General features: G+C 62.8%; 14 protein-coding genes. 5 read left to right on the top strand and 9 right to left on the bottom strand.

The features are described from left to right. Positions 1 to 40 precede the first annotated feature (40 nt). Positions 41 to 1,003 carry a formylglycine-generating enzyme family protein gene (locus AOT96_RS02725; RefSeq protein WP_050654677.1) on the top strand — a complete coding sequence of 321 codons (963 nt, stop codon included), beginning with the start codon at positions 41 to 43 and terminating at the stop codon, positions 1,001 to 1,003. A 1-nt stretch (position 1,004) separates the two neighbouring features. Here the strand turns inward: AOT96_RS02725 and AOT96_RS02730 are convergent, their stop codons facing one another. Both AOT96_RS02730 and AOT96_RS02735 read right to left on the bottom strand, forming a co-directional pair. Continuing rightward, the gene (locus AOT96_RS02730; RefSeq protein WP_050654720.1) at positions 1,005 to 1,922 is read right to left on the bottom strand and encodes a TauD/TfdA dioxygenase family protein; all 918 of its coding nucleotides are present in this window, start codon (positions 1,920 to 1,922) and stop codon (positions 1,005 to 1,007) included. Between the two features lie 35 nt (positions 1,923 to 1,957). Further along, a complete protein-coding gene (locus tag AOT96_RS02735; protein WP_030534932.1) occupies positions 1,958 to 2,626 on the bottom strand; it encodes a TetR family transcriptional regulator in 669 nt (222 codons plus the stop codon). Positions 2,627 to 2,831: 205 nt separating this feature from the next. Here AOT96_RS02735 and AOT96_RS02740 point away from each other — a divergent pair, with 205 nt between their 5' ends. Further along, on the top strand, positions 2,832 to 5,168 hold the full coding sequence (locus tag AOT96_RS02740; RefSeq protein ID WP_065351264.1) for an arylsulfatase: 2,337 nt from the start codon (positions 2,832 to 2,834) through the stop codon (positions 5,166 to 5,168). Between the two features lie 73 nt (positions 5,169 to 5,241). Here the strand turns inward: AOT96_RS02740 and AOT96_RS02745 are convergent, their stop codons facing one another. The 4 genes from AOT96_RS02745 to AOT96_RS02760 form a co-directional block, all read right to left on the bottom strand. Then, positions 5,242 to 6,744, bottom strand: coding sequence for a DUF4153 domain-containing protein (locus tag AOT96_RS02745; protein ID WP_231917387.1), 1,503 nt, complete (start codon positions 6,742 to 6,744; stop codon positions 5,242 to 5,244). Between the two features lie 108 nt (positions 6,745 to 6,852). Then, positions 6,853 to 7,848: a HAMP domain-containing sensor histidine kinase gene (locus AOT96_RS02750; RefSeq protein ID WP_050654680.1), complete on the bottom strand. Its 996-nt coding sequence runs from the start codon at positions 7,846 to 7,848 to the stop codon at positions 6,853 to 6,855. Then, positions 7,845 to 8,531, bottom strand: a complete 687-nt coding sequence (locus tag AOT96_RS02755) for a response regulator transcription factor (protein WP_003940586.1) — start codon at positions 8,529 to 8,531, stop codon at positions 7,845 to 7,847. The genes AOT96_RS02750 and AOT96_RS02755 overlap by 4 nt, the downstream gene beginning before the upstream one ends. A gap of 65 nt (positions 8,532 to 8,596) precedes the next feature. After that, positions 8,597 to 9,130 carry an NlpC/P60 family protein gene (locus AOT96_RS02760; RefSeq protein ID WP_020970417.1) on the bottom strand — a complete coding sequence of 178 codons (534 nt, stop codon included), beginning with the start codon at positions 9,128 to 9,130 and terminating at the stop codon, positions 8,597 to 8,599. 250 nt (positions 9,131 to 9,380) lie between these two features. On the opposite strand from AOT96_RS02760, the gene AOT96_RS02765 reads away from it, so the two are divergent. Then, positions 9,381 to 10,490 carry a serine hydrolase domain-containing protein gene (locus tag AOT96_RS02765; protein ID WP_050654681.1) on the top strand — a complete coding sequence of 370 codons (1,110 nt, stop codon included), beginning with the start codon at positions 9,381 to 9,383 and terminating at the stop codon, positions 10,488 to 10,490. 5 nt (positions 10,491 to 10,495) lie between these two features. Here the strand turns inward: AOT96_RS02765 and AOT96_RS02770 are convergent, their stop codons facing one another. Then, a complete protein-coding gene (locus tag AOT96_RS02770; RefSeq protein WP_083197579.1) occupies positions 10,496 to 11,719 on the bottom strand; it encodes an erythromycin esterase family protein in 1,224 nt (407 codons plus the stop codon). 108 nt (positions 11,720 to 11,827) lie between these two features. Between AOT96_RS02770 and AOT96_RS02775 the strand changes: the two genes are divergently transcribed. Beyond that, the gene (locus tag AOT96_RS02775; protein WP_065351266.1) at positions 11,828 to 12,550 is read left to right on the top strand and encodes a MerR family transcriptional regulator; all 723 of its coding nucleotides are present in this window, start codon (positions 11,828 to 11,830) and stop codon (positions 12,548 to 12,550) included. 4 nt (positions 12,551 to 12,554) lie between these two features. On the opposite strand, the gene AOT96_RS02780 is transcribed toward AOT96_RS02775, so the two are convergent. After that, the gene (locus tag AOT96_RS02780) at positions 12,555 to 13,202 is read right to left on the bottom strand and encodes a TetR/AcrR family transcriptional regulator (protein WP_003940096.1); all 648 of its coding nucleotides are present in this window, start codon (positions 13,200 to 13,202) and stop codon (positions 12,555 to 12,557) included. A gap of 77 nt (positions 13,203 to 13,279) precedes the next feature. On the opposite strand from AOT96_RS02780, the gene AOT96_RS02785 reads away from it, so the two are divergent. Next, positions 13,280 to 14,821 carry an MFS transporter gene (locus AOT96_RS02785; protein WP_065351267.1) on the top strand — a complete coding sequence of 514 codons (1,542 nt, stop codon included), beginning with the start codon at positions 13,280 to 13,282 and terminating at the stop codon, positions 14,819 to 14,821. On the opposite strand, the gene AOT96_RS02790 is transcribed toward AOT96_RS02785, so the two are convergent. After that, the gene (locus AOT96_RS02790) at positions 14,721 to 17,003 is read right to left on the bottom strand and encodes an ATP-dependent DNA ligase (protein WP_065352752.1); all 2,283 of its coding nucleotides are present in this window, start codon (positions 17,001 to 17,003) and stop codon (positions 14,721 to 14,723) included. The two genes, AOT96_RS02785 and AOT96_RS02790, sit on opposite strands and share 101 nt — an antisense overlap. Positions 17,004 to 17,093 lie beyond the last annotated feature (90 nt).

The raw sequence follows: 17,093 nt of genomic DNA on the forward strand, positions 1-17,093 counted from the left end.
CTCCCCACATCGGCGCGACCAACGTGCCATTCTTGAATTCATGACGACGCCTCACTCCACGGCTACTCCCCCGAAGAACATGTCTTTGATCCCGGGTGGGACGTACTGGATGGGCTCCGAAGATTTCTATCCGGAAGAACGCCCAGTTCACCAGGTCACCGTCGACGGATTCTGGATGGACACGACGGCGGTGACGGTCGCCGAGTTCCGACGCTTCGTGAAGGCAACCGGCCACGTCACCACTGCTGAAATCGCCCCGGATGCCGCCGACTATCCCGACGCCGATCCAGCCCTCCTCGTCCCGGGATCGTTGGTCTTCACTTCGCCACCCGGCCCGGTTTCACTTGACGACTACACCCAGTGGTGGTCGTTCACTCCCGGCGCCGATTGGCGCCATCCCGAGGGCGCCCACAGCAACGTCGGGGGACGTGAACGGCACCCCGTCACCCACGTGTCGTACTTCGACGCCCAGGCCTACGCCGCGTGGGCCGGCAAGGAACTCCCGACCGAGGCCGAGTGGGAGTTTGCCGCCCGCGGTGGACTCGATCGCCAGGCGTACGTGTGGGGCGATCACGACTCTCCGGGCGGGCGGCCCGGTGGCAACGTGTGGCAGGGCCAGTTCCCCTGGGAGAATCTGCTCGAGGACGGTTACGAGCGCACCGCTCCGGTCGGAAAGTTCCGGCCCAACGGCTACGGACTGTTCGACATGGCCGGGAACGTGTGGGAATGGACGGCCGATCACTACACATCGGACCACGCCCGCAGTTCCAAGAACGTCGCGCCGGCCTCGTCGTGCTGCATTCCTCGTAATCCCCGAGCGGAGTTCGCCACGGAGGCGTTGGTGGGCGAACCCTACGCACGACGGGTGATCAAAGGCGGCTCACATCTGTGTGCACCGAACTACTGCTTGCGCTACCGCCCCGCCGCGCGGCAGGGCGAATCCGAGGAGTCCTCGACCTGCCACGTCGGCTTCCGGTGCATCATCCGCATTCCGCAGGAGTAGATCAGAAGGGCACGTCCCCCAGGATGGCCACCCGCTCCATGACGCGGCGATGAGGGAAGTAATCACTCGCTGCGTAGTGCTGGGTAGCCCGGTTGTCCCAGAAGGCAATGGAATTCGGCGCCCACTTGAAGCGGCACTGAAAGTCCGGGACCTTGACCTGCGCGAACAGCAGGTTGAGCAGATCGTTGCCTTCGACAGGATCCATGTCCGGAATGTGGGTGGTGAAAAGGCTGTTGACGAACAGAGTCTTACGCCCGGTCTCCGGATGCTTACGCACCATCGGGTGCAGAACCGGCGGGTACTGCTCCTTCATCTGTTCCAACTTCTCCGGGCTCATGCCGCGTCCGAAGGACGGCACGAAATCGTGGATGGCGTCCTTGCCGTCGATCAAGTCCTTGATCTCGTCGGGGAGGCAGTCGAAGGCGTTACCCATATCAGCCCAGAGCGTGTCACCACCGGCAGGCGGTACGTCGATCGCCCGAAGTACTGAACCGAGCGGCGGCGTCTTCGTCCAGGTGACGTCGACGTGCCAGATGTTCTCGGTTCCTGGACTGTCCTCTCCGCGTTCGAATCTGACGACTGCCGGGACCTCTCCCTGCGGGAGAAGTGGATGAACCTCGAGTTCACCCCAATGGGCCGCGAAGTCACGATGATTCACGCTCGAAATCGGCTGGTCCCGAAAGAACACGACCTTCCATTCGAGGAGGGCCCGACGCACGTCCTCGATCTGCTCCTCCGACGGGTCACGCAAGTCGATATCGCTGATCTCGGCACCGATGAATGGTGTGACGGGTGTCAGAGTGAACCGCTCGTACGGCCTCGATTCAACGCCTTCCGGGTTTCGCCTCATTCCGCGTGGTCCGAATTCGATTGTGTGATTGCCGATTTGGACTGTTCGTGAGGATGTAAGGGTAGCCATCGAATGACTCCGTCCTGTCGTGTCGTGTCGCGGGGTCACACGTCAGTCGACGCGTGCACCCGCTTTGCTCGTGTGCGTTTGTGTGCGCTTTGGGGCGCGGTCAGTGCTCCTACCGCGAGATCGACCAGATGATCCACTGTCGTATCGAAATCTGCCTGCACAACCGGGTTTTCGTCTTCGCGGCGCTGCTCGAAGATTGCCAGAGCGGAGACGCTCATGTTGAACGTCAGATCGATCCGTTCGACCGCGACGCGGCGAGATAGATGCGGCAACGCCCGCGTCAACCTGACGACAACTTCGTTGATCCCCTCGCTGACCTCGCGGAACTCAGCACTCTGCGTATCCACCGACGGTGAGATTCGGGCAATGAACCTCGCATAGTTGGAACCGTCGACCGTCGCCAGAAAATCTGCCAGCGGGTACAGAAAGGCTTCGACCAAAGCACGGACCAAGTCGGTCCGCCCACTGGCGTCGATGTCGTCGAGATACGTCAGTCGCGCTGCGTTGATCTGATCCATCCGATGCCGGAATACGGCCAGCACCAGACCGTCTCGCCCACCGAAGTGATACTGAACTGCAGAGTTGTTGCGCTGCCCGGCCGCAGTCGCCACGTCCCGCATGGACACTTCGTGAATACCTTGCTCGGCGAACATCCGCTCGGCGACGGCGATCATGGCGTTCTTGGCATCCAACGAGGCGGGCATACACCGACCATATAAGTCACTGTCTTAATTCCGCAAGCCCCATCCCCTGTGCGCGGTTAGGGAGTGCAGGGACTCCTTAACCACTCACGAGGGTAGTTGTCCCAGTCAACGAGACATACGCCGCCAACTGAATTCCGATCGATACGCTCCAGATTAAGACGACAGCTTAATCCGCCCGGTTTTGCACACGCCAAGGAGCCTGCTGGTGAATCGCCATTCCATTCCGATCATTCCCGAGACGCCGAACGTCGCGGCCGCCGTGTACTACCCCGATCAGAATCCCCCGTACACCCGCCCGGAACCGCTTCGCCCGCCGGTCGGGGCCCCGAACATGCTGCTGATCATGATCGACGACGTCGGATTCGGCGCACCCTCCGCGTTCGGTGGCCCGTGCCGCACCCCCACCGCCGAGCGTTTGGCCGAAACCGGCGTGAAATACAGCCGATTCCACACCACGGCTCTGTGCTCGCCGACGCGTGCCGCCACACTGACCGGGCGGAACCACCACAGTGTCGGTATGGGTGTCATCTCCGAAATGGCCAACGCGGCACCGGGATACAACGGGACCCGCCCCGCCTCTGCCGCCACGGTCGCACGCGTCCTGCAAGGAAACGGCTATGCGACAGGTGCTTTCGGCAAGATGCACCAGACCCCGACGTGGGAGACCACCGCTGCCGGGCCGTTCGATCGGTGGCCGGTCCGTGAGGGTTTCGACAAGTTCTACGGTTTCCTCGGTGCCGAGTCCGACCAGTTCACCCCGGTTCTCTACGAGGACTTCACGATGGTCGACTTACCCAAGACACCACAGGAGGGTTACCACCTGTCCGAAGATCTCGTCGACCACGCGATCGAATGGGTCGAGGGCGTCAACACGATGGACCCCGACAAGCCGTGGTTCTGCTACCTCCCCTTCGGCGCGTGCCACGCTCCACTCCAGGTTCCGGACCGATACCTGAACAAGTACGTCGGCGAATTCGATCACGGGTGGGATCGCCAACGCGAGATCACCCTCCAAAAGCAGAAGGAACTGGGCGTCGTCGCTCCTGACACCGAATTGGCCCCGTGGGCTCCGGGGCTCCCACACTGGGACGAACTCGACGACGACCAGAAGAAGGTCTCGGCCCGTCTGATGGAGTTGTACGCGGCGTTTCTCGAGCACACCGACGACGAGGTAGGCAGGCTCGTCGACCGGTTGCAGGACATGGGTGTACTCGACAACACTCTGGTGCTCTACATGATGGGTGACAACGGCGCTTCCGCGGAAGGCGGAATGGAGGGTTCGTTCAACTACCTCGCCGGCCTCAACGGTTACAAGAGTGCGACATCCGACGTACTGGCGCGCTACGACGAATTGGGGACCGAAACCAGCTACCCGCACTATCCGGCGTCGTGGGCTCTGGCTCTCGACACCCCTTACCAGTGGGCCAAGCAGGTTGCGTCCCACTACGGCGGTACCCGAAACGGTCTGATCGCCCACTGGCCCAAGGGGATCGACAAGCCAGGAATCAGGGAGCAGTGGCATCACTGCGTCGACATCACGCCGACAATCCTGGAAGCTGCCGGCATTCCGGCACCGACCAGCGTCGACGGGGTCACCCAGAAACCGATGGAAGGCGTGGCGATGAACTACACCTTCGCCGAGCCCGACGCCGAAGAGCGCCACACCACACAGTATTTCGAGATCTTCGGCAACCGCGGAATCTACGATCACGGTTGGACCGCAGTCACGGCCCACCGCGCACCCTGGCTGATGGCCACTCACGGCCTCGAGCTCACACCGATGAGCGAGGACCGTTGGGAGCTGTACGACACCTCGGTCGACTGGTCGCAGGCCCGCGATCTCGCGGACGAGCATCCCGAGATCCTCGCCCGGCTCAAGGAAAAGTTCCTCGTCGAGGCGGCCAAATATCAGGTGCTGCCGCTGGACGACAGAACGGTCGGTCGCCACGCCACCGCGGAATCACGACCCCCGCATCCGATGATGGGCCGCAAGACCCTCACGCTGTACCCACACATGAACGGTCTGGTCGAGAAAGCCGCGCCGACGTTCTTCAACCGCTCGTACACGCTGACCGCAAGTCTGGGTAGCGTCGCCGACGGCATGCTGGTCAGCCTCGGTGGCCGGTTCGGCGGATTCGCTTTGTACATACTCGATTCCGTCCCCGTCTACTGCTACAACTTCAGCGGCGGTGGTCGGACCTTCGTGCGTGGGCGCAACCCGCTGGCACCCAATGCACGCGAGGTGTCCGTCCACTTCGAGTACGACGGCGGCGGAATCGGCAAGGGTGGAACCGCAACCCTGAGCGTCGACGACGAGGTGGTCTCCGAAGGCCGGATCGAGAAGACCACTCGGGCGATCTTCAGCATGAACGAACAGCTCGACGTCGGCATCAACCGGGGAAGCCCGGTCGCGGAAGAGTTCGCGGACAAGGGCACGTTCCGCTACGGCGGCAAACTCCACAGCGTGACCGTCGACTTACGATCCACCCGAGATGTGGTGTCCGCAGAGGAACGGGAGAAAATCTCACTCGCCGTGCACTGATCGACCAGGCGACGCTCGCCGATTGTGCAGCCGCGCGCGATATCTGCCGTGCGGCTGCACAATCGCCCTGCGTCTATCCGACCGTGTACATCTGCAGGCACGGCCCCACCGGGCGAGCTTCCAGGATGTCGCGGGCCTTCTCACGCGCTGCGTTGAACTCCCAGGGCGCAGTGGTGCCCGGCACTCCGAATCGATATCTGCTCAAGGCACATGAACGCTGCGGTTCCGGTAGACGATCCAAGGCAGGTACCGCGTCGACGGAGAGCCCGCGTAAGTAGGAAACGTCGATGCTCTTGCCGCCCTCGAACCGCTCCACGTTCTTTTGCGCGATGTACGCGTCGGGGTTGAACACCGCGAAGGCAAGCAGCGCGACGGCCGAAGTGGCGAGAACAGCTGTGGGCAGCCACTTCCCGGACATCCGAATACCTGCGACGAGCAACAACACGAACACGAAGCCAAGAAGCAGCTCTGTCGCGAAGACGCTGACCCGGAGCACCGTGAAACCGTACTGATTCTCGTACAACCACATCCGGTGCACAGCGGACGCCACGATCACCAGGCTGAAAACACACAGTGCACCCAGCAGTCCGCGGGCAAGACGCCTCGATCCAGCGTCGCGGCGGTCGATGTACCGCACTGCGACGGCGATGACGAGCAGCGTCAGCACGGTAACCGCCATGAGCTGCCAGAAACCCTCACGCGCGTAGTCCGCATAGGTCAGTCCATCGGTCACCTGTACGTGCTCGTCTCCCCCGAACAGCGTCTTCGTCTGTACTGCAACAAAACCGAGGAACAGCACGTTGAGTACTCCGAGCGGGACCGCCCACTCCCACATCGGCAACGGCGTCGCCGGCGCAGGTGCAAACGCGTCCACCGTCGGCGTTCTGCGGCGCAGGTACACCGCAACCAGCGTGCCGAACGCCATCACGACGCCGGCAAAGATCCGTGCTCCCGGGTTCGACACCGAGATGGCCGGAGCGAAGCCGTCGAAGATCTTCGCGAACTCCGGATCCGCACTCACGAACAAAGATCCGAAAATCAGCAGGAGAAGAATCGATACTGCGCTTACGGCGACAACTCGCGCCGCCGGCACCCGCGGAGCAGAGCGGGTAGCAAGTTTTCGACGACGAACGAAGTTGACCGTCCGGTGCGGTGCCCGCCAGGGAGCGACCGTTCCCAGAAGTATTCCGGTCCACGTCCGCCCGCCGATCAGAGTCCACGTGAACAGAACCCACGCCGCTACGACGCAGAGGAACACCAACCACTCCGCACCGCGAACGGCGGCAACACCCAGCAGTGCGAGCATCCCGATGGCGGCGACCCACTGCGTCACGGTCATCCGCGGCGGCGTCAGAATCCCGAAGACGATCACCACACCGGCACCCACGATCACGTACGCGATACTCGCGAACCCTGGGTCGAGGATCAGGGCCGCAAGCACCCCTACTGCGGCCGCGCCGAGGAGCATCGAGCGGGTGGCCATCGAAGTGCGATCGGGACGCCAGAACCGGCTGGAACGCTTGGGTTTTACGGCCGGCATCGGCGGTTCCAGTGGAATTACTATCGGAGCGCTCATGTGATCTCCTATGTGTCTGGTTCAATTTTTCAGGGTCGGAAGTACAGACGAATGCCGATGAAGACATGCGCCATCGCGAGATCTCTCGATCTCGTCAGGGACTTTGATTCAGTTCTGCGGCAGCACTACTCGAATGCAACAACCCGACGGGGCATCGACGACGGCAATCCTGCCGTCATGTAATTCGACCGCCCACTTCGCGATCGCGAGGCCGAGTCCGGTGCCTCCGTCGGTCGAGCCGCCGCGGATGAAGCGGTCGAACACTCGCTCACGGGCCTGTGGTTCGATGCCGGGGCCGTCGTCGTGGACGTCGAGCACCAACTCCCCCGCGCTGCCGGTACGTACTCGGATGACAACTTTGGTGTCGACGTTCCCGTGCTGAACCGCATTGTCCACCAGGTTGGTCACCACCTGGTGGAGGCGATCCGGATCGGCGACCACGGACAATTGTGGAGGCTTGACGTCTATCTCGATGTCGCCCGCACTCACACTCGACAGCTCGCGTAGGAACGGCTCGACCTCGAAACGGCGGCGTTTCAACGGCATTGCGCCACCCTCGAGTTTCGAGAGATCGAGAAGGTCGGCTACCAGCGCGCCCAGTCGTTCCGTTTGCCGCAGCGCCGATTTCATCATCGCCGGATCCGGTTCTTCGACACCGTCGACGACGTTCTCGAGCATGGCTTGCAAAGCGGTGATGGGCGTGCGCAGTTCATGGGAGACGTTGCCGATCAACTCGCGGCGGTACCGGTCGTCGGCCCCGAGGTCCTCGGCCATCCGATTGAACGCATGGGCGAGTTCGCCTACTTCGTCTCTGGAAGTCGCTCGTACTCGCCGCGAATAGTCGCCGCGCGCCATCGCCTTCGCCGCGGCCGTCATCTCGCGAAGCGGTGACGTCATCCCGTGTGCGAGCACCTGCGTAACGCCGAGAGCGACAACCAACGCCGTCAGTAGAGCAAAACGAAACGGTTGTTGCGACGTCAGCCAGAAACCACCCGCGGCGAACACCAGTGCTGCGACAACCAGGAGGCCGACCTTCACCTTGAAGGACCGCATCGGGTCCAGCGGCCGCGGCCACCGTGCAAAGAGTCGGTCGACGCCGCTCATCGCGGCACGTCCCAGGCGTACCCGACGCCGTGAACGGTCCGGATCACGGAAGGTCCGAGCTTGCGTCGCAGTGCCTTGACGTGGCTGTCGACGGTCCGACTGCCCGCTCCCTCACCCCAGCCCCAGATCTCCTCGAGCAGCGACTCCCGCGGGATCGCGGCTCGCGGCCGCTCCGCCAGATAGGCGATGAGATCGAATTCGGTGCGAGTCAGGTGAACTTCTTGCGCATCACGGCGCACTCGACGTTCGGTCAGGTCGATCACGACGTCACCGAACTCGAGGAGGTCGGCCACCGGGCGAGCAGCGTGCTCCGCGCGATCCGCACGCCGAAGCAGAGCCTGCACCCGGGCGACGAGCACACGCATGCTGAACGGCTTGCTCAGATAGTCGTCGGCCCCGACGCCGAGACCGATCAGCATGTCCGTTTCATCGGCGCGAGCGGTCAGCATCAGCACAGGCACCGGGCGCACGGCCTGGATGCGGCGGCAGACTTCGAGTCCGTCGAATCCCGGCATCATCACGTCGAGTACCACCAGGTCTGCGTCCATCTGCTCGCAGCGGGCCACCGCGCTGGGACCGTCGAACGCCAGCTCGACGTCGTAGCCCTCGGCACGCAGCCTCGCCGCGATGGACTCGCAGATGCTGACCTCGTCGTCGACCACGAGCACTCTTCGCTGACTCATGGAACTGACTGTATTCGGCCCTCGTGGATGAACCTGGGAGGACTTGTGAAGGTTCTGTGCAGGTTCTAGAACCTGCGGATGTTGTTGATCGGCAGATCCGCCAGCGGCGTCAGTCCGGTCGGAACACCAACTCCGTAGGCGTTGAACACCATTCCGAACCCAGCGTAGATGCCGACGTGCGTCGCACCGGGGTAGAAGGTGATGACGTCGCCGGGGGCGAGGGCCCACCGGGGAACCGGCTGTCCGACGTTGGCCTGCTGTTGGCTGGTCCGTGGCAGATTCACGCCGGCCTGCCGAAACGCCCATTGCACCAGCCCGGAGCAGTCCCACGAGTTCGGCCCGACGCCGCCCCACTGGTAGGGCTTTCCGGTCTGAGTGCTCGCCGCTGCCAGCGCGATCAGCCCTGCCGGACTCGGAATCGGAAGGGCGGCTGATCCGCTGCTGATGCTGCCCGTGCTTCCCAAGCTTCCGGAACTCCCGCTACTGCCACCGCTACCGAGGCTTCCCGGGTCGGCCGAGGCGGGGGCAGCGGAGAGCAACAGGACACTTCCGGTCAGCAAAGCCGCGACCGTTCCCGTGCGGAGTGTCGACTTCTTCATGCATCCGTCCTTCGTGGGAGTCGTTTCGGCGCGCGGCAGCGCACCTCGATAGCCGTGAACTGGTAAGACACGTGAAAACAAACACTTCGTTCGGATGTTAACGGCGTGGACGTGGTGTTCGGACAGGAATGATTGATCCGATTTGTCGGTTTTGAACAAACGGGCCTTACGTCCCGGGCTGGCAGAAGATCAGGGAATGATGGGGGATTTCCTGGATCCCGCGGCACGACAAGGTCCATAGATTCGACTCATGCGCCCATACCTGCTCGTCGCCGCGGTCATCATCGGAGCCACCACGGCACTCGTCGGTTGCTCGACGCTCCAGCGCGCAGTGGAGATTCAATCGGATCTCGACGGACTCACCAGGTCGGGTGTCGTCGGGTCGATCGCAACACTCGACGACGGCACCACGACGGCTGTCATGACCAGCGGCGTGCCCAACCGGACCAACGGCGATTCGATCGGCAAGAATGATCGCGTCCGGATCGGAAGTGTGACAAAGACATTCACAGCTTCGCTCGTTCTGCAGTTGGTCGCCGAGGGCAAGGTCGACCTCGACGCACCGATCGAGCAGTATCTCCCGGGCCTACTGCACAGCAGTGACATGGACGGCAGTGGCATCGACGGTAGCGCGATCACCGTGCGGCAACTGCTGCAACATCGCAGCGGCCTTCCCGAGTTCGCCGGAGAACCCGGCGCCGACGAATGGATTGCAGCTAACGAGAACCGAACGCTGACGCCGTCCGCCGCGGTCGCCATCGCCCTCGGCAAACCGGCGCAATTCGTCCCCGGAACGTCGTTCGTCTACACCAACACCAACTACATCGTTCTCGGAATGCTCGTCGAATCCGTGAGTGGCCGCAGCTACGCCGATGAACTCCGGTCTCGGATACTCGATCCGCTGGACTTGGAAGACACGTACCTCCCGCCGGCCGGTGAGCTCGACATCAGGGGCGATCACCTGACGGGCTATCAGGATCTCGACGGTGGCCTGACCGACGTTTCCCGCACGGAACCGTCGATCCCCTGGTCTGCCGGAGCGATGGTCTCGACGGGCACAGACCTGAACACCTTCTGGCGTGCACTACTCGACGGGCAGGTGGTGCCGGCCGAGCAGCTTGCCGAGATGACCACCCCTCAGGTCGCCGCCACCGAAGCCGAGGGGCTCGGGTACGGGATGGGCGTCGGCGCCACCGAACTTCCCTGCGGCGTCACCTATACCGGCCACAGTGGCGGGATCTACGGGTACTACACACTGTCCGGCGCGACGCCGGACCGCGCGTTCACTGTGACGCTGACGTCGACGCCGAAGGACCAGCCGGACACCGTCGCGATACTCTCGCACGCACTCTGCCCCTGACGCTGTTACCAGTACTGATGACGTTTTTCATCAGTGTCCGCGACGAAGATGACCGCGTCGGCGCCGTCCAACTCCGAAGGTTTCAGCGGCAGGTGGCCGGGCAGGATCGCCTCTCCCGCGGTGACGGACGGGTCAAGTGCTGCGCGAAGTGCGGGCGCCGGAAACAGGGCACGCCGACTGGTCGCATCGGCCAACGCTCCCTGCAGAGTGCCCGGATCACTGTCGGGGTTGGCGTCGGTTGCCACGAATACGTAGCGCTCCCCGAGGACAAGTCCGACAAGTGAGCCGGCGCTCCCCCAGCTGACCACGTCGCCGTTGACGGGCATGTCGGACGGCACTCGCAGGAGATGGGCATTGTGTGCGAAGAGCAGGATCGGCCCGCGTCGCTGCTCCTGGGCGACGACCGCCAACAGGTTCTCGGCCATCATCTCGGCACGCAGACTGAGCAGAGTGCCGATGCGATCAGGAGCGGAACTCGCCATCGCGGAGTGATAGCGCAAGAGCCCCAGAGCGGTGCGTGAATGTGCAAGGGCCAGGTCGTACCCGGCCGGGTCGGCGGGCCGCAGCACAGGTGCGGCGCGCCGCAGGACGCTGGCGAGGTCGTCCGCAATGATGCGCAGGGCACGAGCCTGATCGGAGTTGCCGACGGACGCAGCCGGTTCGAACATCGCCACCGGGTTGGTCCAGTCGGTGTCCTGCCCGAGCAGAAGGTCGATGCCGTCGAACGAGTGCGGCCGCATCGCAGCGGGCAGGAAGTCACCTGCTGCAGACAGCGCGCCACGTGGGCTCGGTGCACCGGAATACTCCACCGGAGCGTCGAAGCTGTAGAAGCGAACTCGGTCGGCCGGAGCGCGGCCGTGGTTGTACTCGCGTAGCCATTCGACGAGTTCGCGGTTACCCGGTACCGCACCGAATCCGTGGCTGAAGCCTGTGTCGAGCACCTTCTCGATGTCCGCCTCTCCCCCGTTCACGTAGTCGTTCACGAGCAAAGCCGCAAAGACATCTGTTTCGAGCACGATCGACCGATATCCTCGTTCGACCAGTTGGCCGAGAAGTTCGTTGCGCAGCAACGGAAATACCTTGACTCCGTGGGTCGGCTCGCCGAGGGCGAGCAGAGTCGGCACCTCGGTTAGCGTGGCGAGCAGTTCGTCGACCGCACGACCAAGACTTGCCGCGTCTTCGAGTTGGTGGCCGAACTCACTCAGCGCTGGGGCAGTGGACATGATCATCCCTTTCGAAGGTGGACTGCCTTCGACAGTATCGTTGAAGATTCGAGTGAAACTTTCACTGGCAATTACCTGGGGTATACCGTGAAAAGCCTCAATCGGAGGTGATCAGTGCGGCCCATAGACCTTGCCCGTGAACACGGGTTGTCCGCACAGGCGATCCGCAACTACGACGATGCCGGCATCCTCCCTCCGACCGAGCGCAGCGCTTACGGCTACCGGCGATACACCCCAGTGCACGCGCAAGCCCTGCGCACTTTCCTCGCATTGCGCGGCGGTCACGGGCACCAGCGGGCCACGGAAATCATGCGGGCGACCAACCAGGGCGACACCGAGTCCGCCTACCGCCTGATCGACAGTGCGCACGTGACGCTGCTCGCCGAGCGAAAAACTCGCACCGAGGTAGCCACAGCGCTGGGGACTCTGTCCACCATGGCACCGGCACTGGTGCACGGTCCAGCGCTGACGGTGGGTGAGCTGGCGCGCCGTCTCGGCGTTCACCCGGCGACACTGCGCACATGGGAAGAGCACGGCATCCTGCGCCCCGGGCGCGAACAGGCAACGGGTTATCGCGAATACGGTTCGGAGTGTGTGCGCGACGCCGAGATCGCACGGCAGCTGCGGCGCGGTGGCTATCGGCTGTCGCAAGTCGCTCAGTTTCTCGATTCGCTGCGCGAGGCCGGCGGAGCAGACGCATTGTCAGCGTTCCTCGAATCCTGGCAAGACCGGCTGGCCACACGCAGTCGCAACCTTCTCGCCGGCGCAGCTCAGCTCGATGCCTATCTCACGATGCTGGATCAGACCTCGCCTGGTTGCCGATCAGCAAACGGTTGAGGCGTCAGTTCACAAGCCGCGCAAGGCTCCTCACCATCTCACCGACGGTGTCGGTCGACGGCCACGGGAATTCCGGGAGATCGGCCCGCAACATCACCTGTCCGTGCAGCGAAGTCCAGATCGATACCGCATCGACAAAAGTGTCTGTGCTGGCCGACCTCCCAGCGGCGACGCACGCGTCGAGGTTGGTCACCAGCGTGTTGAAGGCGGCCAGTCCTCGCGTATCCGATTGTGGTGACTGACCTTTCGGCCTGGACCACCCGAACAAGACCCGATACCGAGCGGGCTCGGAAATGCCGAACTCGACGTATGCCGAGCACCCGGCATACAGACCCTCGACCGGATCGGGGTGTGCGGAAACGGCGTCGGCCACGGCGAGATGCAACTGCTCCAGCGATTCGGAGACCACCGCTTCGACAATGGCATCGCGATCGGAAAAGTGTCCGTAGATAGATGGTGCGGATATCCCGACTTCGCGAGCGACCGATCGGAGCGTCACCGCCTGATCCGATCCGGTGCGGGCGATGAGCGTCGCCGCTGCGGCGACGATCTCTCCGCGGAGCCGTGCGCCGCTTCCTCTCGGATTTCGGGCGCGAGTACTCCGAGAACCACTCGTCCCAGTTTCATCGGCATCTTCGGAAACATCACTCACCCGACAAACTTTACACATGTAAGGCGAAGGGGTACGTTGTCATCACTAAACATTCGTAAGGTTACATTCGTAAGGACATGATGAATTCCCTCGAACCCACTGACCGGCGACGATGGGCAGCACTGGGCGCCCTCTGCACATCCCTCGTCGTAGTCACGATCGACAACACCATCCTCAACACCGCTATCCCGACCCTTGCCCGCGAACTGCGGGCGACCACCGTCGACCTGCAATGGATCACCAACGCATACACATTGGCGTTCGCCGCCTTGCTCATCACGGCAGGTGGACTCGGCGCGAGATTCGGTCACCGTCGGATACTTCTGACCGGCCTCACCTTGTTCGCTCTCGGGTCAGCCTTCGCTGCCCTCTCTCACACGTCGTTGCAGCTGATCGGCTGGAGAACAGTGATGGGGGCAGCCGCCGCACTGGTCATGCCGGCGACGCTGTCACTTGTCGTCTCGATGTTCGCCCCGCACGAGAGAGGCCGGGCGATAGGAATCTGGTCTGCAACCGCCGGACTGGGAATCGCGATCGGCCCCGTAGCCGGTGGCGTACTACTCGAACATTTCAGTTGGGGAAGCGTCTTCTGGATAAACGTCCCACTGGTCGCCGGTGTGATCGCCGCGACGGTTTCTCTTGTGCCCCCGGCAAGAGGAATCACGAAGGGTTCGTTCGACATCCCCGGGCTCCTGTTATCCGCCGGCGGACTGGCTTTGATCGTGGATGCCCTCACCCAGGCAAGCCTTCGCGGATGGTCGTCGCCCGTCACGCTAGTGGAGATCGTCAGCGCAACAGCACTTCTCGCCGGATTCGTCTGGTGGGAGCTGCGGGCCTCGGCGCCGATGACCGACGTGCGCATCTTCACCAGTCGAGTGTTCAGCATCTCCAATGCCATCTTGGCCGTAACGTTCTTCGCCCTTTTCGGAGTTCTCTTCACGTACACGCAATACCTCCAATTAGTTCGTGGTTACGGTCCATTGGTCGCCGGCGTCGGTGCAGTTCCGTTTGCGATAGTGATGGCGACTGTCGCCTCCAGCAGCGATCGTATGGTCGGCCGATTCGGCGTGCGCAGTTCGATCGCGAGCGGTCTCGCAGTCATGTCCGCGGGACTGTTGGTCCTGTCGATCGCAGCAGATAGGTACGCACCGTTCGGAATCCTGGCTGCGATCATGGCACTGGTCGGCGCGGGGATGGGGTTGGTCATGGCTCCGGCCACAACCACGTCGATGTCTTCGGTTGCGCCCCAGCAGGCTTCGATGGCCAGTTCGATCAACAGCGTCGTGCGAGAGTTGGGTGGAGTTCTGGGCGTCGCCGTCATCGGGACGGTCGTAGCCACCGTTTTCCGGTCCCGCTTCGAACCCGGAGGCGGCACTTCCACAGCCGATCCGGCGCAGATCCATGCCGGCGCTCCCCCCGCGAGTGCCTTGACCGACGCAGCGAACCAGGCTTACACCTCGGCGATGAGTACCGGAATCCAAATCTGTGCCGCAGTCGCGTTCGTCGGTGCGTTGGCCGTCATTGCACTGTTTCCCGCACCACGTCGCCCGGTTTCTTGTCCTCCCGCAGACCTCGCCAACTCGGATGACGCAGACGCTCGGTCTTCGTCCAATCCATGAACCGCACCTCACCGACGAGTTCCGGCCTCACCCACACCGCACCCTTGCGGTCATCTGCTGGAAGTTCCTCCCCGAACGGACTTTCCTTCTGACGCAGCGGTTCCAGTGTCGCAAGTAAAGACTCCAAGTCGCGATCACTGAAGCCGGTACCGACGCGCCCAACGTAGGTCAATCCATCCTCACCCGGAATTCCCATGAGCAGCGCCCCGATCCCCTGTGCTCGATTGCCCTGCCCGGTGCGCCACCCTCCGATCACCACCTCTTGAGTGCGCCAGTTCTTCACCTTGATCCAACTCGACCCACGCCGCCCCGGAAGGTAGACCGATGCACGACGTTTGGCGACAATCCCTTCCCATCCGGCATCGGTACTCACCTCCAACGCGTTCTCCGCCGTGCCCTCGATCTGTGGAGGTACCTCGAGCTCACCGACCTTGCCCGCCAACGCATTCAACACGGTGCGCCGGTCCGAGTAGGATTTCCGCAGCAAAGACACTCCGTCGAGGTACAGAAGATCGAAGGCCAGGAACACCGGCTCCCCACCTCGCTGGAGAAGACCGAAATCGGTGACCCCCGCGTCGTTGTACGCCACCACTTCACCGTCGAGAACCACGTCATGACCGTCCAGCACCTCGGCCAACCCGGCAAGGGAGGGATAGTCCCCGGTCTTGTCGTTACCCGCGCGACTGCGAAGTGACATTGTGCCCGAATGATATTCGAGAATCACTCGGATCCCGTCCCACTTTCCTTCGAAAGCCCACTCCTGCGAGTCGAGACCTTCGAGCGTTCCAGCGGTGGCAAGCATCGGCTCGAGATTCTTGGGAAACTCCGTTCCGAAACTCGCGTTCTGATCCTTCATCAGATGCATCAACCACTGGTCACCCTTCGTCCGGATCAGCGCGAAGCGTCCCTGCACCCGTTTCCCACTGAGGCGCACGATCACCTCGTCTTCACGCCACTTCTCGGTCTCGTACGTCCCGGAATCCCAGATCGTCATCGAACCGCCGCCGTACTCCCCCTTCGGGATCGTGCCCGAGAACGTGGCGTACTCGAGCGGGTGATCCTCGGTGTGCACGGCCAACCGATTCTCTCCGGCACTGGTCGGCACGCCCTTCGGAACAGCCCAGGACACGAGCACACCATCCCGCTCCAGGCGAACGTCGTAATGCAATCGTCTGGCGTGATGTTCCTGAATCACAAAGGTATTGCCCGCTGTCTCCTTGGTCACCGCAGCAGGGATCGGCTCCGGCGTCCGGTCGGCCGACCGCTTGTTGCGATAGTGCGTCAACGTGTCGGCTACAGCCGCCGAGACCGGCGGATCCAGATCGCCCAGCAGATCACCATCGGATTCGACGCGCTCCAGAACCTCGTCGAACAACAGATGTCGTAGTTTCGGATCGTCGAGTTCGTCCCAACTGCGCGGCGCGGCAACATAGGGTTGATCGCGACCGCGCATCGAGTACGGCGCAATGGTTGTCTTGGCTGCGTTGTTCTGACTCCAGTCCACGAAAATCTTGCCTGCCCGCACATTTCGAGCCATCGTCGCGGTGACGAGATCCGGGTGAAGCTTCTCGAGTCCGGTGGCGATCTGCTTGGCGACAGTCGACGCACCGCTGCCGTCCAAGGCTCGATCCAGTGGAACGTAGAGGTGAATTCCCTTGCTACCACTGGTTACCGGATAGGCAGTCCACCCCAGAGTTGCGACCAGATCTCGAATCGACCTCGCCACCTCGGCGCACTCGGTCAATCCGACGCCTTCGCCCGGGTCGAGATCGAATACCAGTCGTGTCGCCGGACCACGCTCGGAACCGTCGAATCGCCATTGGGGAACGTGTAATTCGAGTGCCGCCTGTTGCCCCAGCCACGCCAGGGATGCAACGGAATCGAAGATCGGGTAAGTGACGACGCGATCAGAATGTTGCAGCGACGCACGCGTGAGCCACTGCGGGGCAGACGACGCCAGGTTCTTCTCGAAGAAGGACTGACCGTCCACACCGTTGGGCCAACGCTTACGAGTGCCCGGTCTACCGACGACATGTGGAAGCATGACTGCGGCGATACGGGTGTAGTAGTCGATGACTTCGGCCTTCGTGGTGCCGCTCTCGGGGTAGAGGATCTTGCCCAGATTGGTCACGGACACGGTTGTGCCGTCGAGAGTGATCTGACCCCGATCCGTCGTTGCCATCTCCTCATTGTGCTGGATAGCGCTGCGTCTGGCAGTAGAAATCTGATGGATCGGAAACCTGCCGCTGCGCCAGGCCACGGGCAAGACTGG

The sequence above is a fragment of the Rhodococcus sp. 008 genome (assembly GCF_001682295.1).
GTDB classification, from domain to species: Bacteria; Actinomycetota; Actinomycetes; order Mycobacteriales; family Mycobacteriaceae; genus Rhodococcus_F; species Rhodococcus_F qingshengii.